Source organism: Ornithinimicrobium humiphilum (genome assembly GCF_006716885.1).
In the GTDB taxonomy this organism is placed as follows: Bacteria; Actinomycetota; Actinomycetes; order Actinomycetales; family Dermatophilaceae; genus Ornithinicoccus; species Ornithinicoccus humiphilus.
Genome location: NZ_VFPU01000001.1, coordinates 488,967 through 513,149, shown reverse-complemented (window position 1 = coordinate 513,149; position 24,183 = coordinate 488,967). Strand labels below are relative to the sequence as shown.

The 24,183-nt window shown below is 74.7% G+C and carries 25 protein-coding genes; 8 read left to right on the top strand and 17 right to left on the bottom strand.

Going from position 1 to position 24,183, the window contains the following annotated elements; translation table 11 throughout:
* Position 1: 1 nt before the first annotated feature.
* Entirely contained in the window at positions 2-793 is a 792-nt protein-coding gene (locus FB476_RS02320) for a helix-hairpin-helix domain-containing protein (protein WP_170233630.1), read from the bottom strand.
* Positions 794-852: 59 nt separating this feature from the next.
* Positions 853-2,745 (bottom strand): ABC transporter ATP-binding protein, encoded by a 1,893-nt coding sequence (locus FB476_RS02315; RefSeq protein WP_141817350.1) that lies wholly within the window; start codon positions 2,743-2,745, stop codon positions 853-855.
* A 113-nt stretch (positions 2,746-2,858) separates the two neighbouring features.
* On the opposite strand from FB476_RS02315, the gene FB476_RS02310 reads away from it, so the two are divergent.
* Positions 2,859-3,377, top strand: a complete 519-nt coding sequence (locus tag FB476_RS02310) for a MarR family transcriptional regulator (RefSeq protein WP_141817349.1) — start codon at positions 2,859-2,861, stop codon at positions 3,375-3,377.
* A 230-nt stretch (positions 3,378-3,607) separates the two neighbouring features.
* On the opposite strand, the gene FB476_RS02305 is transcribed toward FB476_RS02310, so the two are convergent.
* Positions 3,608-4,879 carry an ammonium transporter gene (locus FB476_RS02305; RefSeq protein WP_141817348.1) on the bottom strand — a complete coding sequence of 424 codons (1,272 nt, stop codon included), beginning with the start codon at positions 4,877-4,879 and terminating at the stop codon, positions 3,608-3,610.
* Between the two features lie 150 nt (positions 4,880-5,029).
* The gene (locus FB476_RS02300; RefSeq protein ID WP_141817347.1) at positions 5,030-6,034 is read right to left on the bottom strand and encodes an o-succinylbenzoate synthase; all 1,005 of its coding nucleotides are present in this window, start codon (positions 6,032-6,034) and stop codon (positions 5,030-5,032) included.
* Between the two features lie 98 nt (positions 6,035-6,132).
* On the opposite strand from FB476_RS02300, the gene FB476_RS02295 reads away from it, so the two are divergent.
* The 6 genes from FB476_RS02295 (at position 6,133) to FB476_RS02270 (ending at position 10,669) form a co-directional block, all read left to right on the top strand.
* Positions 6,133-6,543, top strand: coding sequence for a VOC family protein (locus FB476_RS02295; RefSeq protein WP_141817346.1), 411 nt, complete (start codon positions 6,133-6,135; stop codon positions 6,541-6,543).
* Positions 6,544-6,606: 63 nt separating this feature from the next.
* Positions 6,607-7,545 carry a 1,4-dihydroxy-2-naphthoyl-CoA synthase gene (locus tag FB476_RS02290; protein ID WP_141817345.1) on the top strand — a complete coding sequence of 313 codons (939 nt, stop codon included), beginning with the start codon at positions 6,607-6,609 and terminating at the stop codon, positions 7,543-7,545.
* 73 nt (positions 7,546-7,618) lie between these two features.
* On the top strand, positions 7,619-8,266 hold the full coding sequence (locus FB476_RS16335) for a hypothetical protein (RefSeq protein WP_170233503.1): 648 nt from the start codon (positions 7,619-7,621) through the stop codon (positions 8,264-8,266).
* The gene (locus tag FB476_RS02280; protein WP_238329515.1) at positions 8,263-9,384 is read left to right on the top strand and encodes an AMP-binding protein; all 1,122 of its coding nucleotides are present in this window, start codon (positions 8,263-8,265) and stop codon (positions 9,382-9,384) included. Before FB476_RS16335 ends, FB476_RS02280 begins: the two co-directional genes overlap by 4 nt.
* 115 nt (positions 9,385-9,499) lie before the next feature.
* Positions 9,500-9,772, top strand: coding sequence for a PLDc N-terminal domain-containing protein (locus FB476_RS02275; RefSeq protein ID WP_141817344.1), 273 nt, complete (start codon positions 9,500-9,502; stop codon positions 9,770-9,772).
* A gap of 12 nt (positions 9,773-9,784) precedes the next feature.
* On the top strand, positions 9,785-10,669 hold the full coding sequence (locus FB476_RS02270) for a 1,4-dihydroxy-2-naphthoate polyprenyltransferase (RefSeq protein ID WP_141817343.1): 885 nt from the start codon (positions 9,785-9,787) through the stop codon (positions 10,667-10,669).
* A gap of 9 nt (positions 10,670-10,678) precedes the next feature.
* On the opposite strand, the gene FB476_RS02265 is transcribed toward FB476_RS02270, so the two are convergent.
* The 7 genes from FB476_RS02265 to hemL form a co-directional block, all read right to left on the bottom strand.
* Complete coding sequence (locus FB476_RS02265; protein ID WP_202876875.1) at positions 10,679-10,927, bottom strand: DUF4229 domain-containing protein; 249 nt, start codon at positions 10,925-10,927, stop codon at positions 10,679-10,681.
* The gene (ccsB, locus tag FB476_RS02260; RefSeq protein WP_141817342.1) at positions 10,924-11,898 is read right to left on the bottom strand and encodes a c-type cytochrome biogenesis protein CcsB; all 975 of its coding nucleotides are present in this window, start codon (positions 11,896-11,898) and stop codon (positions 10,924-10,926) included. The genes FB476_RS02265 and ccsB overlap by 4 nt, the downstream gene beginning before the upstream one ends.
* Complete coding sequence (gene resB / locus FB476_RS02255) at positions 11,895-13,541, bottom strand: cytochrome c biogenesis protein ResB (protein WP_141817341.1); 1,647 nt, start codon at positions 13,539-13,541, stop codon at positions 11,895-11,897. Before resB ends, ccsB begins: the two co-directional genes overlap by 4 nt.
* A 1-nt stretch (position 13,542) precedes the next feature.
* Positions 13,543-14,277, bottom strand: coding sequence for a cytochrome c biogenesis CcdA family protein (locus FB476_RS02250; RefSeq protein ID WP_141817340.1), 735 nt, complete (start codon positions 14,275-14,277; stop codon positions 13,543-13,545).
* The gene (locus FB476_RS02245) at positions 14,274-14,879 is read right to left on the bottom strand and encodes a TlpA family protein disulfide reductase (protein WP_141817339.1); all 606 of its coding nucleotides are present in this window, start codon (positions 14,877-14,879) and stop codon (positions 14,274-14,276) included. Before FB476_RS02245 ends, FB476_RS02250 begins: the two co-directional genes overlap by 4 nt.
* Positions 14,876-15,571: a histidine phosphatase family protein gene (locus tag FB476_RS02240; RefSeq protein ID WP_141817338.1), complete on the bottom strand. Its 696-nt coding sequence runs from the start codon at positions 15,569-15,571 to the stop codon at positions 14,876-14,878. Before FB476_RS02240 ends, FB476_RS02245 begins: the two co-directional genes overlap by 4 nt.
* 63 nt (positions 15,572-15,634) lie before the next feature.
* On the bottom strand, positions 15,635-16,960 hold the full coding sequence (gene hemL / locus FB476_RS02235) for a glutamate-1-semialdehyde 2,1-aminomutase (RefSeq protein ID WP_141817337.1): 1,326 nt from the start codon (positions 16,958-16,960) through the stop codon (positions 15,635-15,637).
* Between the two features lie 183 nt (positions 16,961-17,143).
* Between hemL and FB476_RS02230 the strand changes: the two genes are divergently transcribed.
* Positions 17,144-17,770, top strand: coding sequence for a hemerythrin domain-containing protein (locus FB476_RS02230; protein ID WP_238329514.1), 627 nt, complete (start codon positions 17,144-17,146; stop codon positions 17,768-17,770).
* Between the two features lie 3 nt (positions 17,771-17,773).
* On the opposite strand, the gene FB476_RS02225 is transcribed toward FB476_RS02230, so the two are convergent.
* Genes FB476_RS02225 through FB476_RS02200 form a run of 6 tightly spaced genes read right to left on the bottom strand, consistent with a single transcriptional unit; the run spans position 17,774 to position 24,053 of the window.
* Positions 17,774-18,256 (bottom strand): MarR family winged helix-turn-helix transcriptional regulator, encoded by a 483-nt coding sequence (locus tag FB476_RS02225; RefSeq protein ID WP_141817335.1) that lies wholly within the window; start codon positions 18,254-18,256, stop codon positions 17,774-17,776.
* Positions 18,253-19,272: a porphobilinogen synthase gene (gene hemB / locus FB476_RS02220; protein WP_141817334.1), complete on the bottom strand. Its 1,020-nt coding sequence runs from the start codon at positions 19,270-19,272 to the stop codon at positions 18,253-18,255. The genes FB476_RS02225 and hemB overlap by 4 nt, the downstream gene beginning before the upstream one ends.
* Complete coding sequence (locus FB476_RS02215; protein WP_141817333.1) at positions 19,269-20,912, bottom strand: bifunctional uroporphyrinogen-III C-methyltransferase/uroporphyrinogen-III synthase; 1,644 nt, start codon at positions 20,910-20,912, stop codon at positions 19,269-19,271. Before FB476_RS02215 ends, hemB begins: the two co-directional genes overlap by 4 nt.
* Positions 20,913-20,917: 5 nt before the next feature.
* Positions 20,918-21,964 (bottom strand): hydroxymethylbilane synthase, encoded by a 1,047-nt coding sequence (gene hemC / locus FB476_RS02210; protein WP_141819745.1) that lies wholly within the window; start codon positions 21,962-21,964, stop codon positions 20,918-20,920.
* Between the two features lie 38 nt (positions 21,965-22,002).
* Positions 22,003-23,394, bottom strand: a complete 1,392-nt coding sequence (locus tag FB476_RS02205; RefSeq protein WP_141817332.1) for a glutamyl-tRNA reductase — start codon at positions 23,392-23,394, stop codon at positions 22,003-22,005.
* Positions 23,391-24,053, bottom strand: a complete 663-nt coding sequence (locus FB476_RS02200) for a redox-sensing transcriptional repressor Rex (protein ID WP_141819743.1) — start codon at positions 24,051-24,053, stop codon at positions 23,391-23,393. Before FB476_RS02200 ends, FB476_RS02205 begins: the two co-directional genes overlap by 4 nt.
* Between the last annotated feature and the right edge of the window lie 130 nt (positions 24,054-24,183).

Here is a 24,183-nt window from a genome sequence, read left to right as displayed (position 1 = left end):
CTCACCCCGGGCGGAACGCCATACCCCGCTCGGCGAGGGCCTCGCCCAGGCGCTCGACGGCGATCGGGCCGACACCGTGCAGCGCGCGCAGCTCCTCGGGGGTCCGCTCCGCGACCTGCTCCAGGGTGGTGATGCCCTCGGCCAGCAGGCCCCGGGTGGCGGGTGCCCCGATGGTGCGCGGCAGGGCGGTCCCGGAAGGGCGTGGCGCCCGCTCGCGGGGCGGTCCGCCCGCGTCGACCACGGCTTCGCCGCGCGGCGAGAGCCGGTAGCCGATCGCCAGCGACTCGGTCAGGCCCTTCTCCTTGAGCTTGCGCACGTCGGCCTTCCACGAGAGGGTCTCGCGGCCCAGCTCGGCGGCGAGCTCGGGCGCCCGCACGCCGGGCGAGCGGTCGATCAGCGCCAGTGTTGCGCGGGTCCACGGGCCGTGCGGGGAGGCGGCGTCGAGGCGGTCCAGCCAGGCCCGGATCCGCGCGATCTCGGCGGCGTCGGGGATCTGCTCGCGCAGCTGCTCGCGGGGGTCCGGGCCGGCCCAGCGCAGCCCGACCCGGTAGACGGCCCGGCCGGGGCGGCCCGACAGGACCTCCCGCAGCGCCTGGACCGAGGCCGCCCCGGCCCGCCGGGCGTCCTGGGCGCGCAGGGCCGAGAGCGCGACCCGCTCGACCTCGGTGACCTCGACGAGACCCACCGCGGTGCGCATGCGGGTGCCGACCCGCACGCGAGGCCGGTCCCAGGCCCGGAACGCGAGATCGAGCTCGCCGCGACGGATGGCGGCGAGCTCGTGCGGTCGGATCATCACGGGGCCAGTCCACCACGGGAGGACCGGCCCCTGCACGGGTCGGTGGGGGCCGCGGCTCAGGCGGCGAGCGCCACCCGGGCGTCGGCCTGCACGTCGACCGGGGCCCGGTCACCGGCGGCGACGAGCTCGGCGTAGCGACCACCGCGGGCGAGCAGCTCGGCGTGCGAGCCCTGCTCGACGACGCGGCCCTGGTCCATCACGACGATGAGGTCGGCGTGGCGGACGGTGGAGAGGCGGTGGGCGATCGTCACGACCGTCCGACCCTCCCCGACCCGTTCGAGGGCCTGCTGGATGGCGGCCTCGGTGCGGGTGTCGAGGGCGCTGGTCGCCTCGTCGAGGACGAGCACCCGGGGGTCGCGCAGCAGCGTGCGGGCCAGGGCCAGGCGCTGCTGCTCGCCACCGGAGAAGCGGTGGCCGCGGGCGCCGACCATGGTGTCGTAGCCGTCGGGCAGCGAGGCGACGAGGTCGTGGATCTGCGCGTCACGGGCCGCCTGCTCGATCTGGGCGTCGGTGGCGTCCGGGTTGGCGAAGCGCAGGTTCTCGCGGATCGTCGCGTGCAGCAGGTAGGTCTCCTGGGAGACGACCCCGATGACCGCGGCGCGCTCGGCCGAGGGCAGCTCGCGCAGGTCGATCCCGTCGAGGGTGACACGACCCCGGGTGGGGTCGTCGAGGCGGGTCAGGAGCGAGGCCAGGGTGCTCTTGCCGGAGCCGGTGGAACCGACGAGCGCGACGGTGGCACCCGCGGGGATCTCGAGGTCGACCTCGCTCAGGGCGTCGCGGTCGGCGTCGGGGTAGCGGTAGCTCACACCCTCGAGCCGCAGCTCGCCACGGGCGGTGGCGGGGTCGAGGTGGCGCGCCCGCTCCGGCTCGGGCTCGGCGACCTCGACCGGCAGGTCGAGGTACTCGAAGATCCGGCTGAAGAGCGCCATCGAGGCCGTGACCTGGACGCCGACGGAGAGCAGGCCCATGACCGGGCGGAAGATACCGGCCTGCAGGGCGGTGAAGGCGACGAGCGTGCCGATCGAGATGCCGGCGCCGGTGACGGGCAGGCCCGCGACGAGGTAGAGGGCGGCCGGGACGATCGCGAAGACGATGCCCATCGTGGCGGTGCGCCAGCGACCGGCGATCTGGGCGGCGACCTCGAGGTCGAGCAGGCCGGCGCTGGAGCCGGTGAACCGGTCGGCCAGCTGCTGGCTCGCGCCGAGCGTCTTGCTCAGCCGGGCGCCGCTGACGGACAGCGACTCCTCGACCTGGGCGTGGAGGCCGGCGAGCGCCTTCTGGCGCTTGTCGGTGGCGTCGCGGCGCAGGCGGGCGACGGAGCGGGTCACGAGGACCGCCGGCGGGATGACCACCAGCGAGAGCAGGGCGAGCGTCGGGCTCAGGGCGAGCATCGCGACGAGCGTGCCGATGACGGTGGCGACGTTGCCCGCGAGCGAGGTCGCGGTCGAGGTGACCACGCCCTGCAGGCCGGAGACGTCGTGGGTCAGGCGGGACTGCACCTCGCCGGAGCGGGTGCGGGTGAAGAAGGACAGCGGCTGGCGCTGCAGGTGGGTGAAGAGGTCGGTCCGGAGCCGGTGCATGATGCGCTGGCCCATGGCGGTGCTGATCCAGGTCTGGACCACGCCGAGGACCGCGCTCACCACCGCGACGCCGACCATGGCGCCGACGAGCATCAGCAGCAGGCGGACGTCCTGGTCGGGGATCGCCACGTCGACGATCTCGCGGACGAGGAAGGGCGACACCAGGCCGAGGGCCGAGCTGGTGACGATGAGCGCCAGCACGGTCGCGATGGACCAGCGGTGCGCGCGGAAGAGCGCGAGCACGCGGCGGGCGCTGACGGGGTGGGCGGCGAGCTGGGCGCGGTCCTTGGGGTCCGGCCGGGCGCCGGCGCCGCGGGACCCGCGGTCGCCACGGTCGCCGCCGTGCGAGAGGTTCGAGAAGCCGTCCATGCGGTTCTCCTTCCAGGGGGCGGCCGGTCGAGCCGGCCGAAGTCTTGTGTCTGTCGAACGCTTCAACTTGCGGAGGTTACCTCTTTATTCCGGCACCTCGCTAAGATGGGGGTATGACGTCTCCCGCCACCCCCGCGCCCGGCACCGGCGACGGGGCCACCGAGGTCGACCTGCTGCTCCGCCTGGCGCGCCGCTGGCGCTCCCTCGGGGCCGACGAGGAGGGCGACCCGCCGCTGTCGCCCCACCAACAGCGGGCGCTGCTCGCCGTCGCCCGGTTGTCCCGCGGGGTCGGCCAGCGAGTCACGGCCGGCGCCGCCGGGGGTCCCACCGGCACGGACGACGCCACCGGGCCCTCGGGCGTCCGCGTCTCCGCGCTGGCCGCCCATCTCGGTATCGCGCCCCGCTCGGCGACCGAGGTCGCCGACGCCCTGGAGGCGGCCGGCCTGCTCACCCGGGCGCCCGACCCGACCGACCGCCGGGCGGTGCTGCTCTCACTGACCGAGCGCGGACGCCATACCGTCGCCGCCGTGCGCGAGCGTCGTCGCGCCGCCGCGGACGCCGCGGTCCGCACCCTCTCCCCCGCCGACCGCGCCGAGCTGCGCCGGCTGCTCGAGCTGCTGCTCGACGCCTGACCCGGCCGGGCCGCGCGGCCCCGGCACGGCAGAACGCCCCGGGAGACGGGTCTCCGTCTCCCGGGGCGCTTTCCTCCCCTGCCAGGGCCGTGGGACGACGGCCCTGAGCTCTTCGTGCTGCTGTTGGGGCGGGGCACCTCCCGTGGACCGTCCTGGGAGGCACCCCGCCCCTGCTCGCGTTGGCTCTCGTCCGGCCGCGCCACGGGCAGCCGGCCACCGAGCCGACCAGCTCAGACGCGAGCGTCCTCGGCGAGGGATTCGTAGGAGGCAGACTCCTCGCCGAAGGTGTAGGCGGACTCGCTGTGCTCCGAGAGGTCGACGCCGCGCGCCTCGTCCTCGGGGCTGACCCGGAAGCCCAGGGTCTTGTGGATCGCGAGCCCGATGAGGGCGGTCATGACGCCGGTGAAGATCACGGTGAAGACCGTCGCCGCGATCTGGGCGACCAGCTGGGAGAAGCCGCCGCCGTAGAAGAGGCCGCCACCCTCGCCGTCGACCGGCAGGGCCAGGAAACCCAGGGCGACGGTGCCGATGATGCCGGCGACCAGGTGGACACCGACCACGTCGAGGGCGTCGTCGTAGCCGAACTTGTACTTCCAGCCCACCGCGACGGCGGAGCCGAGACCGGCGAGGACACCGATGACCAGGGCGCCGATCGGCGAGACGTTGGCGCAGGCCGGGGTGATCGCGACCAGACCGGCGACGACGCCGGAGGCGGCACCGATGGAGGTCGGGCGGCCGTCACGGATGCGCTCGACGAGCATCCAGGCCAGCATCGCGGCGGCCGGGGCGGCCAGGGTGTTGACCCAGATCAGGCCACCCTCCTCGACGGAGCCGGCGGCGCCGCCGTTGAAGCCGAACCAGCCGAACCACAGCATCGCGGTGCCCAGCATGACCAGCGGCACGTTGTGCGGGCGGTGGTAGCCCTTGGTCTTACCGAAGTCGGCGCGGGAGCCGATGATGTAGACGAGCACCAGGGCGGCGAGGCCGGCATTGATGTGCACGACCGTGCCACCGGCGAAGTCGATCGCCTCGCCGAAGACCTTGCCGATCGCGCCGTCCGCGGAGAGGAGGCCGCCGCCCCACACCATGAAGGCCAGGGGGCAGTAGACCAGGGTCACCCAGATCGTGACGAAGAGCGTCCAGGCGCCGAACTTGGTGCGGTCGGCGACCGCGCCCGAGATGAGCGCCACGGTGATGATCGCGAAGGTGGCGCCGAAGCCGATGCCGACCAGGTCGCCGGAGCCCACGTGCTCCATCAGGCCGAAGTCCGCCACCGGGTTGCCGACGAGCCCGCCGAGGATCCCGGGTGCCGCCGTCATGCCGTAGCCCCAGAGGACCCAGACGACGCCGACGATGCCGACGGCCACGAAGCTCATCATGATCATGTTGAGGGCCGCCTTGGCCCGCGCCATGCCGCCGTAGAAGAACGCCAGTCCGGGCGTCATCAGCAGCACCAGCGCCGCTGACACCATCACCCAGACGTCACCTGCGGTGAGTTCCATTTCCTGCCTCCTTGTGAGTGCCTCCTGGCGATCCGCTCCGCACCACGCCCTCGGGGCGAGGAGCGGATCGTGGGGTCGAGTCAACGGCAGGGATGTTTCGGGAGACGTCGCCTGGGTGTTAATTCCTCGTTGCCGGGTGTTACGGCTCGGTTAAATCCCGCTGAGGTGGGCAAAAGCCCTGGTCAGACGCTCGCGCCACCAGGTCTCGCGCTCCGGGTCGCTCCGGTGTGCCGTCAGCAGGGCGGGGTCGACCGCCTCGCGGGCCGCGTCGGCACGGTCGGTCGTCAGCCCGCCGGCCCGCGGCACGAGCGGGTCGGCGACGACGTCGGCGGCCAGCAGCGCGGCGGTGCCGAGGCCGCAGTCGTGGTCGAGGTCGGGCAGCGCAGCGGCGAGGCGGACGCCCACGGCGAGGCCGACGGAGGTGTCCAGGGCGGAGGAGACGACCGCGGGCAGACCGCACTCCTGCACGATCTCGACCGCCCGGGCCACCCCGCCGAGGGGGGCCACCTTGACCACGACGAGGTCGGCGGCGTGCTCGCGGGCGACGCGCAGCGGGTCCTCCGCCCGGCGCACCGACTCGTCGGCGGCGACGGGCACGTCGACGCCGGCCCGGGCCAGGGCGACGCGCAGGGCCGCGAGCTCCTCCACGGTGGCGCACGGCTGCTCGGCGTACTCCAGGCCCAGGGGCGCGAGGGTGCGGAGGGCCTCGAGCGCGTCGTCCTGCGACCAGGCTCCGTTGGCGTCGACGCGGAGGCGGGCGCCCGGGCCGAGCACCCGGCGCACCTCGGTCACGCGGGCGAGGTCGTCGGCCAGCGTCTGGCCGCGCTCGGCGACCTTGATCTTGGCGGTGCGCGTGACGTCGTAGCGGGCGAGGACGGACCCGACCTGCTCCGCCGGCACCGCGGGGACCGTGGCGTTGACCCCGACCGCGCCCCGCACCGGCGACGGCAGCCTCCCCCAGCCCGCCTCGACGGCCGCGGCGAGCCACCGGGCGGCGTCGGCGTCGTCGTACTCGACGAAGGGCGCCCACTCCGCCCAGCCGGAGGGCCCGTGCAGCAGCACGGCCTCCCGGGCGGTCACCCCGCGGAAGCGGACCCGCATCGGCAGGGTCACGACGGAGGCGGCGTCGAGCAGCTCGGGCAGGTCGGGCGTCATCCGGCCAGGGTAGGAGACCGGATCCCTGCGGACGGGAGCTGTCCTCGACGGGCCGCGGGACGCTGCGCCGGACCCGTCGGGTCCGCCAGGGTGGCCGCATGGCACTCAAGTGGTACACCGTCGTCGTCGACAGCATCGACCCGCAGGCCCAGGCGCGCTGGTGGGCGGAGGTGCTCGACTGGGTCAGCGTCTACGACACCCCGGAGGAGGCGGTCATCGTCCCCCGCGAGGCGCTCGAGGGGCCGGAGCGCGCGGCGTCCCTCGAGGAGTGGATGCGCCGCGGGCAGGGGCTGGTCTTCGTCTCCGTCCCCGAGCGCAGGTCCGGTAAGAACCGGCTGCACCTCGACCTCGCGCCCCACACCTCCCAGGACCGGGACGCCGAGATCCAGCGGCTGCTCGACCTCGGGGCCACCCGCGCCGACGTGGGCCAGGGCGAGGAGGTCTCCTGGACCGTGCTCACCGACCCCGAGGGCAACGAGTTCTGCGTGCTGTCCAGCCGCGACCAGTAGGACGGGGGGCCGTGCGCCCGACCACCGGGCGCACGGCATACCCGCCTCACCTAGGCTGACCGCGTGAGCGAGCAGCACCGGACCGCAGAGCCGTCGCCCGACCCGTTCGACCCCGCACAGTGGCGCGAGGTGGAGGGCTTCGACCTCACCGACATCACCTACCACCGGCACGTCGAGCTGGGCTGCGTGCGGATCGCCTTCGACCGGCCCGAGGTGCGCAACGCCTTCCGGCCGCACACGGTCGACGAGCTCTACCGCACGCTCGACCACGCGCGGATGACCCCCGACGTCGGTGTCGTGCTGCTCACCGGCAACGGCCCGTCCCCCAAGGACGGCGGCTGGGCCTTCTGCTCCGGCGGCGACCAGCGCATCCGGGGCCGCAGCGGCTACCAGTACGCCCAGGGCGAGACCTCCGACACCGTCGACACCGCACGCGTGAAGGCCGAGGGCGGCCGGCTCCACATCCTCGAGGTGCAGCGCCTCATCCGCACCATGCCCAAGGTCGTCATCGCCGTCGTCAACGGCTGGGCCGCGGGCGGCGGGCACAGCCTCCACGTGATCTGCGACATGACCATCGCCTCGCGCCAGCACGCGCGCTTCAAGCAGACCGACGCCGACGTGGGCTCCTTCGACGCCGGCTACGGCTCGGCCTACCTCGCCAAGCAGGTCGGGCAGAAGTTCGCGCGCGAGATCTTCTTCCTCGGCCGACCCTACGACGCCGAGACCATGCAGCGGATGGGCGCGGTCAACATCGTGGCCGACCACGCCGAGCTCGAGACCGAGGCGATCCAGGTCGCACGGGAGATCCTCGGCAAGAGCCCGACGGCGCAGCGCATGCTCAAGTTCGCCTTCAACCTCACCGACGACGGGCTCATGGGCCAGCAGGTGTTCGCCGGCGAGGCGACCCGCCTGGCCTACATGACCGACGAGGCGGTCGAGGGCAAGGAGGCCTTCCTGGAGAAGCGCGACCCCGACTGGTCGCCCTACCCCTGGTACTTCTGAGCACCCGCACCCCCGCCCACGACGGGCGGGCCGTGCGAGACTGGCCCTGGGAGCACCGCACGGGGAGGACAGCATGAGACACACACTTGTCGCGGCCGTCGCCGGCGCCGGGCTCGCGCTCGCCGGCTGCGGGGGCGACGCCACGTCCTCGACCCAGACCCCCGCCACCGGCGCCACCGGGCAGGCCGCGCCCGACGACGCCCTCCGGACCGGGGCGGGCGACGACGTCGCGGCCACGGCCGACGCGGCGCCGACGACCGGCGCCCAGGGGGACGTCGACGTCGCGGCTGCCGACGAGCCGGTGGAGGACGAGGTCGAGGGCGGCGAGGACGGGCAGGCCGCCGCCGACGTGGCCGCCGCCTTCCTGGTCGCGATGGTCCACGCTGACCCGGAGGCCTGCGACCACCTGCTCTCCTTCACCGACCTCGAGCGGCCCATGACCGCCGTCGCCTCCGACCACGAGATGTGCACCGAGCTGCTGCCCGAGGTGCTCAGGGCCGAGACCGAGGCCCAGGGCATCGACGAGGCCACGCTGGCGCAGCTCGAGGGTCTGGTCATCAACGGCGCCGACGTCGACGGCGACACCGCGGTCGTCGACGCCGACAACTACCCGCCCGACCTGGCGAGCTCGATGGGCGACGCGGCGATCACGCTCAAGCGCGTCGACGACGGCTGGTACGTCGACCTCGACAACTCCTTCGTGGTCCCGACCGCCCCGTGAGCGGGCCGGTCCCCGCGGCCGGGATCCGGCCCGACGACCTGGTCGTGCCTCCCGGCGCGACCTGGCAGCAGCTGGCTCCGGAGCTCACCGCGCTGCTGAGGGGCACGGAGGGCGGGCCGTCGGCCGTGGTGCTGGCGACCTCGGGCTCGTCCGGCACCCCCAAGCGGGTGCGGATCGGCGCCGCCGCGCTCCGGGCGTCCGGCGAGGCGACCGCCCAGGTCCTCGGCGGCTCCGGCCGCTGGGTCCTCGCACTGCCCACCCATCACGTCGCGGGCCTGCAGGTGCTGGCACGCTCGGCCCTCGCCGGCACCGAGCCGGCGGTCGTCACCACCGCCCCGGGTATGCCGTTCGCCGCGCCGGCCTTCGCCGAGGCCGTCGCGCGGCTCGGCGCCGGCAGCGGGCTGCGGCTCACCTCGCTCGTGCCGACCATGCTGTCGCGCCTGCTGGACGACCCCGTCGGGGTCGCGGCGCTGCGCACGCTGGACGTGGTGCTGCTCGGCGGTGCGGCCGCCGACCCCGGCCTGCTCGAGCGCGCCCGGGAGGTCACCCGGGTGGTGACGACCTACGGGATGAGCGAGACCGCGGGCGGCTGCGTCTACGACGGCGTCCCGCTGCCGGGCGTCCGGGTGCGGCTCGACCCCGACGACGGCCGGTTGAGCCTCGGCGGCCCGGTCGTGGCCGAGGGCTACGTGGGCGACGAGGGGCTCACCGCGTCCCGCTTCTCCCCCGACGGTGGAGACCGGTGGTTCCTCACCGACGACCGCGGCGCGTGGCGCGACGACCGGCTGCACGTGCTCGGCCGGGTCGACGACGTGATCAACACCGGTGGCCACAAGGTGGAGCCGCGCGACGTGGAGCACGCCCTGCGCCGCCTCGACGCGGTCGCCGACGCGCTCGTCGTCGGGGTGCCTGACCCGGAGTGGGGCTCGGTCGTGGCCGCCGTGCTCGTCCCCCGCGACCCCGCCGTCACGCCCTCGCTGGCGGAGGTCCGCTCGGCCCTGACCGACCTGATCCCCGCGCACGCCCGGCCGCGCCGGCTCGTCTGGCGCGACGCCATACCCCTGCTCGGGCCGGGCAAGCCCGACCGCGCCGCCGCCCGCGCCGAGCTGGCCCGGTGACGGCGGCCGGCCTGCCGGGCGGAGCCGACGCGATGACCGGGGACGACGCGGGCCGGACCACCCCCTCGACGGTGGCAGAATGGACGCAGCCGCCCCGTCCGGAGGAGGAGTGCCCGTGCCCCGCGTGATCGCTGCCGTCGCGCTGCTCGCCTTCACGATCTACTGCGTCGTCGACGCCGTGCAGACGGACGACTCCGAGGTCCGGGGCATCCCGAAGCCGCTCTGGCTCGTCATGATCCTGCTCTTCCCGCTCGTGGGAGGCGGGGCGTGGCTCATCGCCGGGCGGCCCGTCAGCATCCTGGAGACCATCTTCCGTCCCCGTCGCGGCGGTCCCCCGCGCGGGCCGCTCGGCCCGGACGACGACCCGGACTTCCTCAAGGGCCTGTAAAGGACTCACGACTTGGCAACCCTCGCCCAGTGGATCGAGGGGGCGCGTCCCCGCACGCTCCCCGCCGCCGTCACCCCCGTGCTCGTGGGCACCGCCTCCGCGCACGCCCTCGGCCGCTCCAACCTCGCCCTCGGCCTCCTCGCGCTCGTCGTGGCGCTGGGCTTCCAGGTCGGGGTCAACTACGCCAACGACTACTCCGACGGCATCCGCGGCACCGACGAGGACCGCGTCGGGCCGGTGCGGCTCGTCGGGCAGCAGCTGGCCGATCCGGCCAACGTCAAGGCCGCGGCCTTCGCCTGCTTCTTCGCGGCCTCGGTGGCGGGTCTGGCGCTGGTGGCGCTCTCGGGCACCTGGCTCCTGCTGCTCGTCGGTCTCGCCTCGCTGTGGGCGGCCTGGCACTACACCGGCGGCGAGAACCCCTACGGCTACCGGGGCCTCGGCGAGGTCATGGTCTTCGTCTTCTTCGGCCTGGTCGCCGTGCTCGGCACGACGTGGACCCAGGCGCACGCCGTGGACCTCGCCACGATCGCCGGCGCGGTGGCCATGGGCCTGCTGCCCTGCGCGATCCTCGTGACCAACAACCTGCGTGACATCGACGGCGACCGCGAGGTCGGCAAGCGCACGCTGGCCGTGCGGCTGGGTGCGCAGCGGACCCGCGCGCTCTACACCGGGCTGGTCGTCGGCGCGTTCGTCCTCGTGCTCGTGGCCGCGATCGCGCACTGGACCGCGCTGCTCGGCCTGCTGGCCGCCCCGCTCGCGCTGCGCCCGCTCAAGGTCGTCCGTGGCGGAGCCATGGGGCGCGCGCTCATCCCGGCGCTCGTGCAGACCGGCCTGCTGCAGCTCGCCTTCGGCGTCCTCCTGTCGGTGGGCCTGGCGGTCGCGCCGGCCGTCGCCTGACGGGCCCCCTTACTCCTCCTCGGCGATCCGCTCCTCCTCCAGCCGCGCGCGGCGGCGGGCGGTGCGGGCCTCGACCCGGCGCTCCAACCCCGCGGCGATCTGGTCGCGGTCGCGCGCGAGCAGGAAGTAGGAGACGACCATCGACAGCAGCGCGCCGCCGACGACCGCCCACGGCACCGGCACCCGGACCAGCATGAGGACCGCGACGAAGCCGGCGAAGATCATCAGCCGCATCACGGTGTAGCGGAACGCGATCACGAGCTGACCCCGGAGTAGCTGTGCAGGCCGGTCATGAGCAGGTTGACGACGGTGTAGTTGATGATGATGCAGGCGAAGCCCGCCAGCGCGACCCACGTGGAACGACGGGTCGACCAGCCGGTCGTGGCGCGGGCGTGCAGGTAGCCGGCGTAGACGGCCCAGATGACGAAGCTCCAGGTCTCCTTGGGGTCCCAGCCCCAGTAGCGGCCCCAGGCCTGCTCGGCCCAGATGGCGCCCGCGATGACCGTGAAGGTCCACAGCGGGAAGGCCACGATGTGGATGCCGTAGGTCAGCTGCTCCAGGCTGCGGGCCGGCGGCAGGGCCCGCAACCAGCGCAGCTCGCGGCCGCCCTGCTCGGAGCTGTCCTTGGCCAGGTAGGCGACACCGATCGCGGCGCCGATGGTGAAGAGCGCGACGGAGAGCGTGGCGACGACGACGTGGATGACCAGCCAGATGCTGTTGAGCGCCGGCATGAGCTGCGAGGCCTCGGTGTACCACGCCAGCTTGGCGGCGCCGAGGAAGACGAGGGAGGGCAGCACCACGAAGGCACCCAGCCACAGCCGGTCCTTGCGCAGGCTCCACACCGAGAAGACGACGAGCACGAAGGACACGGTGAAGAGCGTGAACTCGTACATGTTGCCCAGCGGCGCGCGCCCGACGGACAGGCCGCGCAGCGCCGTGGCCCCGACGACCGCCAGGGTGGCCAGCCAGGTCAGCTGCAGCCCGATCACACCCCAGCGCCGGGTCGGGGTGCGACCGGCCGGCACGTCGTCGACGGACGGGTCGTCCGTCGCAGGAGCAGGAGCGCCGGCGCCGACCGCCACCGGGGTGCGCTCGCGGTCGACGCGGCGTTCGCGCGTGGCACCCGTGACCGCCAGGTGCGCCGAGAAGGCCACCATGGCGAGGGCCAGCACGACCATCGCGGCCCAGGCGAAGTAGTCGGAGGCCATGGCGAGCGTGGTGTTCGTCATTCGTCGTCCTTGTCTGTTCCGGTGCGCCCGCCGCAGGCGGCCGCCGTCCGTGCGAGGACCTGCTCGACGAGCTCCTCGAGCCCGGGGTCGGTGCCCTTGGGCAGGCCTGCGACGGTCACTTCAGTATGACGTGCGCCGGCGCCGTCCGCGTCCGCGGTGCCCGGGGCCACCCGGACGAAGACGCGGCGGCGACGGACGCCGAGCATGAGGCCCAGGCCGAGCAGCGCGATGCCGGCGAAGGCGAGCGCCGGCAACCGGCCAGGGTCGTGGCGGACCATCAGGCCGCCCCAGCGGATCACGGTCTCGAGCTCGATCGAGCCGCGGTCGCCCGCGAGCTCCAGCTCGTCGCCGGGACGGATGAGCAGGCTGACCGGGGTGCCGTCGTCCTGCATCACCTGCTCCATCGAGTCGGTGTCGAGCGAGAAGACCGACTGCGGCCGGCCCTCGGGGTAGAGGTCGCCCTCGAAGACCGCCAGCACGAGGGCCGGGTCGACGAGGCCGGGGAAGGAGGAGGTCGGGCCGATCTCGGGGTCGAAGGTCAGCGTGGGCAGGAAGCCGCCGACGAAGCCCAGCGAGGGGTCGGCGCCCGGCACCTTGATGACGCCCTCGGAGGAGTAGACGTTGTCCTGCGGCAGGAAGGTGACGGCGTCGCTGAAGAGGATCTCGCCCTCGGCGTCGCGCACGGTGACCACGGGCGCGTAGCCGTTGCCGAGCAGGAAGATCGAGGTGCCGCCGACGTGCAGCGGGTCGTTGACCGCGAAGTCGACGGTGCGGACCGCGCCGTCGAGGCCCTCCTGCACGGTGGCGACGCCCTCGAAGACCCGCGGCTGGCCGAACTGCGCGCCCTCGGCCACGGCCTCGAACTGCACGTCGAGGTCGTTCAGGCGGAGGGAGAAGACCGGGATGTCGTCGGGGTCGACGAGCGGGCCGAGGTGCAGGGTGTCGAAGGCGCTGGCCCCGGTGGTGACGGTCTCGCCCTCCTTGACGATGATCTCGCCGCGCCAGCCGAAGAGGTGGCCGACCGCGACCGAGACGATCACGCCGAGGATCGCCAGGTGGAAGAGCAGGTTGCCGGTCTCCTTGAGGTAGCCCTTCTCCCCCGAGACGACCAGCTCGCCGTCGTCCTCGGCCCGCAACCGGAAGCGGCGGCGGCCCAGCTCGGCGCGGGCCGCGGCCACCACCTCCGCCGGGTCGGCGTCGACGACGGCGGTGCGGTGCACCGGCATCCGCGTCAGCCGGGAGGGGGCCTTCGGCGGCTCGGCCCGCATCGCGTCCAGGTGCTGGCGGCTGCGGGGCAGGATGCAGCCGACGAGGCTGATCATCAGCAGCAGGTAGATGGAGGCGAACCACGGCGAGGAGTAGACGTCGAACATCCCGATCCGGTCGAGCCACGGCCCGACGTCGGGGTTGTCCTCGAGGTAGCGCCGCACGCGCACGGGGTCGACGCCGCGCTGCGGGAAGATCGAGCCGGGGATCGCCGCGACCGCCAGCAGCAGGAGGAGGGCGAGCGCGGTGCGCATGCTGGTGAGCTGGCGCCAGATCCAGCGGAGCCAGCCGACGAGGCCGAGCCGCGGCCCGCCGAGGGCGGTGCGGTCCTTGGGATAGCTGGGCTCGATGCGCTCGGGCGTGCGGGTCTCGGCCATGTCAGATCACCGTCGTGAAGTTGTCGGTCAGGCGGGTCTGCACCCACGCGGTCGCCTCGGCCCACACGCCGAGCAGCATGAGCAGGCCGAGGAGCACGAGCAGGCCGCCCCCGACGCGCTGCACGACGAGGTAGTGGTCGCGCAGCCAGCGCGAGGCGCGGGTCACCCAGCCCAGCCCGGCGGCCACGAGGAGGAAGGGGAGCCCCAGGCCCAGGCTGTATGCCGTGCCCAGCACGAGCGCCCGCCACAGCTGGTCGTCGCCCGGCAGGATCGAGGTGCCCAGCGTCTGGATCGCGGCGAGCGCCGGGCCGGTGCAGGCGCTGAAGCCGAGGCCGAAGGCGACCCCGAGCAGCGGGGCCCCGGCCAGGCCGGCGGCGGGGCGCCAGCGCACCTGCCACCGGGCACCGGGCTGCAGGAGCATGACCAGGCCCAGGGCGATCACGACGCCGCCGGCGACGCGCAGCAGCAGGCCCTGGTGCTCGGTCAGCGCCAGGCCGACGGAGGAGATGGCCACGCTCATGAGCAGGAAGACGACGGTGAAGCCGAGCACGAACAGCAACGCGCCCCCGACGAGGCGGCGGCGCGAGGAGGTGCCGGTGGACGTCATACCCCCGACGTAGCCGAGGAAGCCCGGCACGAGGGGCAGCACGCACGGGGATGCGAAGGAGACCAGCCCCGCGAGGGCGGCGACGAGGACCGCCCCGAGCAGCGGCCCCGAGAGGACGAGCTCGCTCACCGGGCCCCGTCCCCGGCGAGCACGTCCTCGACGAGCCCACGCAGCGTCGAGGCCTCGACCGGGCCGCTCACGCGCGCGGCCAGGCGGCCCTCGGGATCGAGCACCATCGTCGTCGGCGTCGCGACCGCGAGCCCCTCCAGCTGGGCGCGGGTGCGGCCGCCGTCGTCCTGGAGGGAGGGGTAGGAGACGTCGTACTTCTGCTGGAAGGCCAGCGCGCTGGGCACCGAGTCGCGGCTGTTGACGCCGATGAACTGCACCGGCTCGCCGGCCTCGGCGAAGGCGGTGGCGACCTCCTCCAGGTCGGGCGTCTCCTGGATGCAGGGCCCGCACCAGGAGCCCCAGACGTTGATGACGACGACCTCGCCGAGGTGGTCGGTGGAGGACCAGGGCTCGTCCTCGAGCGTCGTGCCCTCGAGGGTGAGGACGGTCGTGCGTTCGTCCGGGGCGAGCGCCTGGACGGTGCCGTCACCCGCGACGTAGCCCTTCTGGTCGCCCGAGCGCATCTGGTCGTTGATGGAGTCGCCGTCGCCGCCGCAGCCGGCGAGGAGCAGCGCGGAGGCGGCGAGCGCGCCGACGGTGCGGCGCCACGCGGAGGTGGTCACCCGATCACCTCGGTGGAGGTGCCGGTGACGTCGAGGGCGCCGGGCAGCAGGTGCGCGGCGGGCTCGGCGTAGGAGATGTCGACCGGGGTGGGGCCGTGGAAGAGCACGCTGGTCACCGACGCGAGGGTGCACTCGCGGTGGCGGGGGTGGTGCCAGAGCCGCTTGCGCTCCAGGGCACGGCGCAGCGTCCAGACCGGCAGCTGGTGGCTGACGAGCACGGCCTCGTGCCCCTCGGCGCCGGCCCGGGCGTCCTCGAGCGCCGCGAGCATGCGCTCGGCGATCTGCGCGTAGGGCTCGCCCCAGGAGGGGGTGAAGGGGTTGGTGTAGGCCTTCCAGTGGCGGGGACGCCACAGCGCCCCCTCCCCCTGGCCGACCGACAGGCCCTCGAAGTGGTTGGCGGACTCGACGAGGCGGTCGTCGACGCCGACCTCGAGACCGTGGGCGGCCGCGATGGGGGCCGCGGTCTCCTGGGCACGCTCGAGCGGCGAGGCCACGACGGCGACGATGTCACGGTCGGTGAGGGAGTCGGCGGTGGCCTGCGCCATCTGACGGCCGCGCTCGGAGAGGCGGTAGCCGGGCAGGCGGCCGTAGAGCACGCCGCCGGGGTTGTGGACCTCCCCGTGCCGGATGACGTGCACGACGGTCACCGGGGTGCCGTCCGGGAGGGCCTGCGGCTCACGGGCGGGGGACATGCCCTCGATTGTCCCATGCGCCGGCTGTGACCTCCCTGGGCCGTCCTGGGCCCCCGGGGCACCTCAGGCGATCTCGGCGGCCGACTCCTCGATGGCCCGCACCGTGGCCTCCACGGCCGCGTCGTCGTGCGCGGCGGAGACGAACCACACCTCGTAGCAGGAGGGCGGCAGGTGCACGCCGCGACGCAGCATCGCGTGGAAGAAGCGGCCGAACCGCTCGGCGTCCTGCTGCCGGGCGTCGTCGTAGTCGCGCACCTCGCCCTCGCGGAAGAAGACGCTGAACATCGAGCCCACGCGCTGGACGCGGTGGGCGATGCCGTGTCGCCCGAAGGACTCGGTCACCGCTGCGGTCAGGGCGTCGGCGACGACGTCGAGGCGCGCGTAGACCTCGGGGGTGCAGGCCCGCAGGGTCGCCAGGCCGGCGGCGGCCGCCACGGGGTTCCCGGACAGGGTGCCGGCCTGGTATACGGGGCCCTCGGGGGCGAGCATCGCCATCACGTCGGCCCGGCCGCCGAAGGCCGCGGCCGGGAAGCCGCCGCCCATGACCTTGCCGAAGGTGAACAGGTCGGGGGCCCCGGAGGCCGGCACGCCCTCGAGCCCCAGCCACCCGGCCGCGGAGGCGCGGAAGCCGGTCATGACCTCGTCGCTGACCAGCAGCGCCCCGTGCTCGGCGGTGATCCGCCGCAGGCCCTCGGTGAAGCCCGGCGCGGGCGGGACGACGCCCATGTTGCCCGGGGCCGCCTCGGTGATGACGGCGGCGATCTCCGATCCCCGCTCGGCGAAGGCGCGCTCCACGGCGGCCAGGTCGTTGTAGGGCAGCACGATCGTCTCGGCGGCGGCGCTGGCCGGCACCCCGGGGCTGTCGGGCAGCCCGAAGGTGGCCACGCCCGAGCCGGCCGAGGCCAGCAGGGCGTCGACGTGGCCGTGGTAGCAGCCGGCGAACTTCACGACGACCGAGCGGCCGGTGTAGCCGCGGGCCAGGCGGATCGCGCTCATCGTGGCCTCGGTGCCGGAGCTGACGAGGCGGACCCTCTCGACCGGCTCCACCCGGGAGACGATCTCCTCGGCGAGGAGCACCTCGCGCTCGGTCGGCATGCCGAAGGAGAAGCCCTCCGCCGCCGCCCCGGCGACGGCCTCGCGCACCTGCGGGTGCCCGTGCCCGAGGATCATCGGCCCCCAGGAGCAGACGAGGTCGACGTAGCGCCGTCCGTCGGCGTCGACGACGTAAGGACCCTCCCCGCGCGCGATGAAGCGCGGCGTCCCCCCGACCGACCCGTAGGCCCGCACCGGGGAGTTGACCCCTCCCGGCACGACCGCCCGGGCCCGCTCGAGCAGGGCGGCGGAGGCGGGGGCGTCGGCGGGGAACGGCTGCGCGGCATCGGAGGTCATGTCCTCCAGCCTGCCACGCGGGGCCTCTTGCCACGCGGCCCGCCCCGGCCCTACGGTCGCAGGAGCGGCACTCCTCTCCAGGACGGAGCAGACATGGGCGGGGCACCTGATCGGGAGGCACCAGGACGCGGCAGCCCGGGGGCGGGCGGCGGGCGTGGGCCCGGGCTGTGCGACGCCAGCGGCATGATCGAGATCCATCGGATGTTCCGGGCCGGCTTCGGCGAGGGACCGGCGCTGGTCGCCGGGGTGGCCGACGGCGACGCCGCCCACGCGGACACCGTCGGCGACCACCTCGCCATGCTGTCGACGAGCCTGCACGCCCACCACGAGTTCGAGGACTCGCGGCTGTGGGACACCCTCGACGCGCGCGCCCCGGCCTGCGCGCTGCACGTCGGGCGCATGAAGGAGCAGCACGCCCGCATGCTCGTGCACCTCGAGGAGCTCGACGCGGCGCTGCCGGCCTGGCGGGCGGGCGGACGCGCGTCCGACGCGGCCGCCGTGACGACGGCCCTCGAGGGCATCGACGCCGCGCTGGCCGAGCACCTCCCCGACGAGGAGGAGCACATCGTGCCGGTGATGGAGCGGGTGCTCACCCAGGACGAGATCGACGAGGGCAGCCGGCACGGGCGCGCCGCCACCCCGAGGGGCAAGACGTGGGCCCAGCTGGGCGCCATCCTCGCCGCCCAGCCCGACGGCGGGGCCCAGTGGCAGCGCAAGCACCTGCCGGCGCCGGTCCGCCTGCTCTGGCGCCTGGTCGGACGGTCCCGCTACGAGGCCGGCCGGGCCGCCCTCGTGGGACCTCGCGGGTAGGCGTCAGCGGACGTCGGAGGCCTGGTCCTGCCCACGGGTGGCCCGGACGACGCGCGCCATGAGCCGGCCGTAGGCCAGGAACTCGTCGCGGGTGATGTGGTCGAGCAGCGCCGTGCGCACGCTCTCCACGTGCACCGGGGCCAGCTCGGCGATCATCCGCCGGCCCTCGTCGGTGAGGACGAGGACGACCCCGCGGCCGTCGTCGGTCGAGCGGTCGCGGCGCGCCCAGCCACGCTGCTCCAGGCGGGTCGCGGTGTGGCTGACCCGGCTGCGCGACTGCACGACGAGGTCGGCGAGCGCCGACATCCGCATCCGGGCCCCGGGCGCCTCGGAGACCATGGAGAGCAGCTCGTACTCGCCCATGCTGACCCCGTGCTCGTCGAGGGCGTTCTCCATCGCGACCCGCAGCAGGTGGGAGGCGCGCAGGACCGAGCGCCAGGCCTGCTGCTCCTCCTCGTCCAACCACCGGACCTCGTCCGTGCTCATCGGCCCTCCCCGAGAAGGCGTGCGGCGTGCACCGCGTAGTAGGTGAGCACCACCTGGGCCCCGGCCCGACGGATCGAGGTGAGGGTCTCCAGGACGGTGCGGTCCCTGTCGAGCCATCCTCGCTCGACAGCGGCCTCGATCATGGAGTACTCGCCGCTGACCTGGTAGGCGGCGACGGGCACGTCGGCGACCTCCGCGACGTCCGAGAGGACGTCGAGGTAGGGCAGGGCGGGCTTGACCATGACCATGTCCGCGCCCTCGGCGAGGTCCAGACGCAGCTCGCGCAGGCTCTCGGTCCGGTTCGCGGGGTCCTGCTGGTAGGTCGCCCGGTCGCCCTGCAGGGTGGAGGCGACCGCCTCGCGGAACGGGCCGTAGAAGGCGGAGGCGTACTTGGCGGTGTAGGCGAGCACGGCGACGTCCTCGTGCCCGGCGCCGTCGAGCGCCTCGCGCACGACGCGGACCTGGCCGTCCATCATGCCGCTCGGGCCGACCACGTGGGCCCCGGCCCGGGCCTGGGCGACCGCCATCTCGGCGTAGCGCGCGAGGGTGGCGTCGTTGTCCACGGTCCCCGCGGCGTCGAGGGCGCCGCAGTGGCCGTGGTCGGTGAACTCGTCGAGGCACAGGTCGCTCATGAGCACCGTGGTGCTCCCGAGCTCCTCGCGCAGCCGGGCCAGCGCCCGGTTGAGGATGCCGTCGGGGTCGGTGCCAGCGCTCCCGTCGGCGTCCTTGTCCTCGTCGCGCGGCACGCCGAAGACCATGATCCCGCCCACCCCGGCGGCCACCGCCTCGCGCGCGGCGACGACGAGGCTGTCGAGGGTGTGCTGGACCACGCCCGGCATCGAGCCGATGGGCTGCGGCTCGTCGATGCCGTCGCGGACGAAGACCGGCAGCACGAGGTCGGCCGGGTGCAGCCGGGTCTGCGCCACGAGGCGCCGGACCGCGGGGGTGGTGCGCAGGCGCCGGGGCCGCTCGTGCGGGACGGCGACGACCGGTCCCCGGGCGCCGTCCGCGCTCATCGTCGTGCCCGGGCCCGACGCCCGGCGGCGCGCTGCTGGCTGGGACGCAGGACGGGCCGGCCCTCGGCCTGGGCGGCCGCGGCGACGGCGCGGGCGTGCTGGGCCAGCGCGTCGACGACGGCCAGCGCGCTGGCCTCCGGTGCGACGACGTCGACCCGGAGCCCGTGCTCCTCGGCGGTGCGGGCCGTAGCCGGGCCGATGCAGGCCACCACGGTCGTCGGGTGCGGCTTGCCCGCGATGCCGACGAGGTTGCGCACCGTGGACGAGGAGGTGAAGCACACCGCGTCGAAGGCACCGCCCTTGATGGCCTCGCGGACCGGGGCGGGCGGCGGGGCGGCGCGGACGGTGCGGTAGGCCGTGACGTCGTCGACCTCCCAGCCGTTCTCCTGCAGGCCCGCGACGAGGGTGTCGGTGGCGATGTCGGCGCGGGGCAGCAGTACGCGGTTGATCGGGTCGAGGACCTCGTCGAAGGGCGGCCAGACCTCGAGCAGCCCGAGCGCCGACTGCTCGCCGGTCGGGACCAGGTCGGGCTCCAGGCCCCAGGCGCGCAGCGCCTCGGCGGTGACGCCGCCCACGGCGGCGATCTTGAGGCCGGAGAAGGCGCGGGCGTCGAGACCGAGGGCCTCGAACTTCTCGCGGACGGCCTTGACGGCGTTGACCGAGGTGAAGCCGACCCACTCGTAGCGACCGGTGACCAGCCCCTTGACCGCGCGGTCCATCTGCTGCGGGGTGCGCGGCGGCTCGACCGAGATGGTCGGGACCACGGAGGCGGTCGCGCCGTAGGAGGCGATCCGCTCGGTCATCGGCTCGGCCTGCTCCTTGGTGCGGGGCACCAGGATCGACCAGCCGAAGAGCGGCTTGGTCTCGAACCAGGACAGCTCGGCGCGGCGCTCGACCTGCGGCCCGACGACGGCCACCGAGGCCTCGGGGCACTCGCTGCGGCCCGAGGCGAGCGCGGCGATGGCGGCCTCGAGCGTGGTGACGGAGGTGTGCTGGGCGATCGTGGTGCCGTGCTGGGTGAGCGCGACGGGCGTCTGCGGGGCGCGACCGGCCTCGGCGAGCGAGCGGAGGGCGCGCACCAGGTGCTCTCCGGAGCCGAGCACCACGACGGTCACGTCGTCGCGGGCCGAGAGGCTCCAGTCGACCTGCGGGTCGAGGGAGGAGACCATGTGCAGCGATCCGGTGCTCTCGGTGGCGCTCAGCGGGACACCGGCGTAGGCGGGCACGGACCAGGCGGTCGAGACGCCGGGCACGATCTCGAAGGGGACGCCGGCCTCGCGGCAGGACAGCGCCTCGGTGGCGAGCCCGCCGAAGCCGGTCGGGTCGCCGTCGACGAGGCGGACGACCAGGTGCGAGGGGGCGGCGAACCGGCGCGCGGCCCGCACGACCGGGTCGGCCGAGGCGTCCTCGTCGGGGCCGGCGGGCGCGGAGGCGACGACCAGGTGGACGTCCTCGCGGGTCCAGGCGCGGAGGTGCTCGGCCTGGTCGGCGGAGTCGACCACCACGGCGTCGGCCGCCAGGAGGTAGTCGCGCGCTCGGACGGTGAGCAACCCCGGGTCGCCGGGGCCCGCCCCGACGAAGGCCACCCTCGCGGTGGTGGCGGGAGGGGGCAGGGGCAGGGACGCGACGTGGGTGCTCACGGGGATCACGCTCCGGTGGTGTGTGACCCGGGGTCGTCCACGGCGACGGCGCGCGCGGGGTTCCCGGGGTCGAGACGGTTCAACAGGGTGTCGGCCACGGTGTGGCCCAGGTGGACCGGGTCGGTCCCGGTCCGCTCCATGCGCTGCGGGGAGTCCTGCAGCGCCACGAAGACAGCGAGGGTCAGCGGCGGGACGTGGGGCTCCGCCGTGAAGGGGTCGCCCGTGGGGGCGGGGTAGGGCGACGCCGGGGCGGCGTAGGCGCCGATGGGGGCCGTGCAGCCGGCCTCCAGCCGGGCCAGCACGGCACGCTCGGCCGTGACGGCCGCCCGGGTCGGGGCGTGCTCGAGGGTCTCGACCAGCAGGCGTGCCAGGTCGGCGTCGGTGAACTCCGCCGCGGGGTCGAGGTCGGGGAACGGTCGGTCGCCGTCGCGGCACTCGACGGCCAGGGCGCCCTGGCCGGCGGCGGGCAGCATGGTGGTGAGCTCGAGCCGGTCGGTGGCCTCGTCGAGCCGCCCGAGGCGGGACAGCCCCGCGCAGGCGAGGACGACGGCGTCGAGCTCGCCGTTGCGGACGTAGTCGATGCGGGTGCCGACGTTGCCGCGGATGTCACGCACCTCGAGGTCGGGACGCAGCTCGGCGAGCTGGGCGGCGCGGCGGGGCGACCCGGTGCCGACGACCGAGCCGGCGGGCAACTCGGCCAGGGTGAGGCCGTCGCGGGCGACGAGGGCGTCGCGCGGGTCCTCCCGCTCGGGGACCGCGGCCACGACCAGGCCGGGGGCCGGGGCGGTGGGGAGGTCCTTGAGGGAGTGGACGGCCAGGTCGATGCGGCCCTCGTGGAGCGCGTCGCGCAGCGCCGAGGCGAAGACACCGGTGCCCCCGATCTCGGAGAGGCTGGCGCGCGAGACGTCGCCCTCGGTGCGCACCAGGACGAGCTCGACCTCGTGCCCGGCGGCGCGGAGGCGGTCGGCCACCCACTCCGACTGGCTGGTGGCCAGCGCGCTGGCCCGGGTGCCCAGGCGCAGCGGACGCCCGACGTGGGCCACCCACGGCATGCGCTCGGGGGTGGCGTCGGGACGCAGCGAGCCGACGCTCATCGCGCACCTCCGGCCGGGGCGGGGTCGGAGACCGCGGCGACACCGGGCACGTCGAGCGGCGGAGCCTGCGCGGCCGCGACGTCATGGGGGTCGAGGTCGAAGAGCTCGCGCAGCGCGGTGGCGTAGTCGCCGGGCTCGCGGACCTCGCCCCTCTGCAGCTCCTTGACGCGGACGGTCGGGGTGTGGAGCAGCTTGTCGACGACCCGCTGCACGGTCCGCCGGACCTCGACGCGCTCGTCGTCGGGCAGGTGCGGGACGCGCTGGTCGAGGCGGGCCATCTCGGCGTCCACCACGCGGGCCGCCTGGGCGCGCAGCGCGGCGAGGGTCGGGCCGAGACGGGCGGCGCGGCGCTCCGCGAGGAAGCCGGCCACCTCTGCGCCGACGAGACCGCGGACCGCGTCGACGGCGTCGTCCTGGGCGGTGCGCCGCCCGTCGGTGCGGGAGGCCCGCTCGGTGGCCTCGATCTCGTCACGCAGCTCGGCGAGGCCCCACAGGTGCACGCCGGCGAGGCTGGTGACCTCGGGGGCGACGTCGCGGGGCAGCGCGAGGTCGAGGAGCACCATCGGGGCACCGCTGCGGCCCTGCTCGGTCCGCGCGCGGGCGAGCAGGTCGGCCTCGACGACGTGGCCGAGCGCGCCGGTGCAGGTCAGCACCAGGTCGGCGGTGCCCACGAGGCGCGGCAGGTCGACCCAGTCGCCGGCGCGGGCGCCGTGCTGCTCGGCGAGCCGGTCGGCCTTCTCACGGGTGCGGTTGACGATCGTCAGGTCGCTCACGCCGGCGCGGGCCAGGGTGGCGACGGCCAGGCCGGACATCGCCCCGGCCCCGACGACGACCGCCTTCACCCTGCCCAGGTCGGGCAGCACGCCGCGGGCGAGGTCGAGCCCGGCCGACACGAGGGAGCGGGAGACGTGGTCGATCGCGGTCTCGGAGTGCGCGCGCTTGCCCACGCGCAGAGCCTGCTGCAGCAGCGGGTTGAGGCTGGCGCCCAGCCGGCCGTCCTGCTGGGCCGCGGCGAGGGCGTCGCGCAGCTGGCCGAGGATCTGGCTCTCCCCCACCGCGAGGGAGTCGAGGCCGCAGGCCAGCTCGAAGAGGTGGGCCACGGCGCGCTCGTCGTAGTGCACGTAGAGGTGGGAGGAGAGGTCGTCCCGCGTCAGCCCCGTGACCTCGCACAGGGCCTCGCCGACCGCCGACACGGCACCGTGGAAGGTCTCGGCCTCCACGACCACCTCGAGGCGGTTGCAGGTGGCCAGGACGAGGGACTCGGCGACGTGCTCCCGGGCGTGCACGCGGGCCGCGAGGTCGCGGGCACCCTCGGCCCCGAGCGCGGCGCGCTCGAGGAGCTCGAGAGGTGCCGTGTGGTGCGACAGCCCGACGACCAGGACACTCATCCGACCTCGTTCCCCCTTGCGTCTGCCAGCAGCCGCTGGTGCTCGTGGAATGCCAGGATCTGCAGCTCGGTGGCCAGGTCGACCGCGCGGACGTGGACGTCCTCGGGGACCCGGAGCACCACCGGTGCGAAGTTGAGGATGGACCGCACGCCGAGGCCGACGAGGGTGTCGGCGACCTCCTGCGCCGCGGACGCGGGCGTGGTGATGACGCCCACCGCGACCGGGGTGCGGACGGGGTCGAGCCCCTCGAGCGTGCCGACGGTCAGGCCCTCGATCTCGGTGCCGACCAGGCGCGGGTCGTTGTCGACGAGGGCGACGACCTGGAAGCCGCGGGGCGCGAGCCCGTCGTAGGCGGCGAGGGCGCGACCCAGGTTGCCCATCCCGACGATGACGACGGGGCGCTCCTGGGCCAGACCGAGCTCGGCCGCGATCTGCTCGGAGACCCGGGCGACGTCGTAGCCGACGCCGCGCACGCCGTAGGAGCCGAGCGTGGAGAGGTCCTTGCGCACCTGGGCCGAGCGGATGCCGAGGAGGTCGGCGAGCTCGTCGCTGGAGACCGAGGCGCGTCCGCGCTCCGCCAGCTCCGTGAGAGCCCGGAGGTAGCCGGGGAGCCGTCCGACGGTGGCGTCCGGCACCCCGCGTCGGGTCGACTCGGCCATCATCGCGGGACCGGCTCCTTCCATCGGCGAGCGTCGAGGGGGCGGCCTTATATCAGACGCGCTACCGGGCACGACGCGGACCCCCACACTGTAGGCATCAGTTCCCGTTTCAACCAAAACGGCGGTGGGT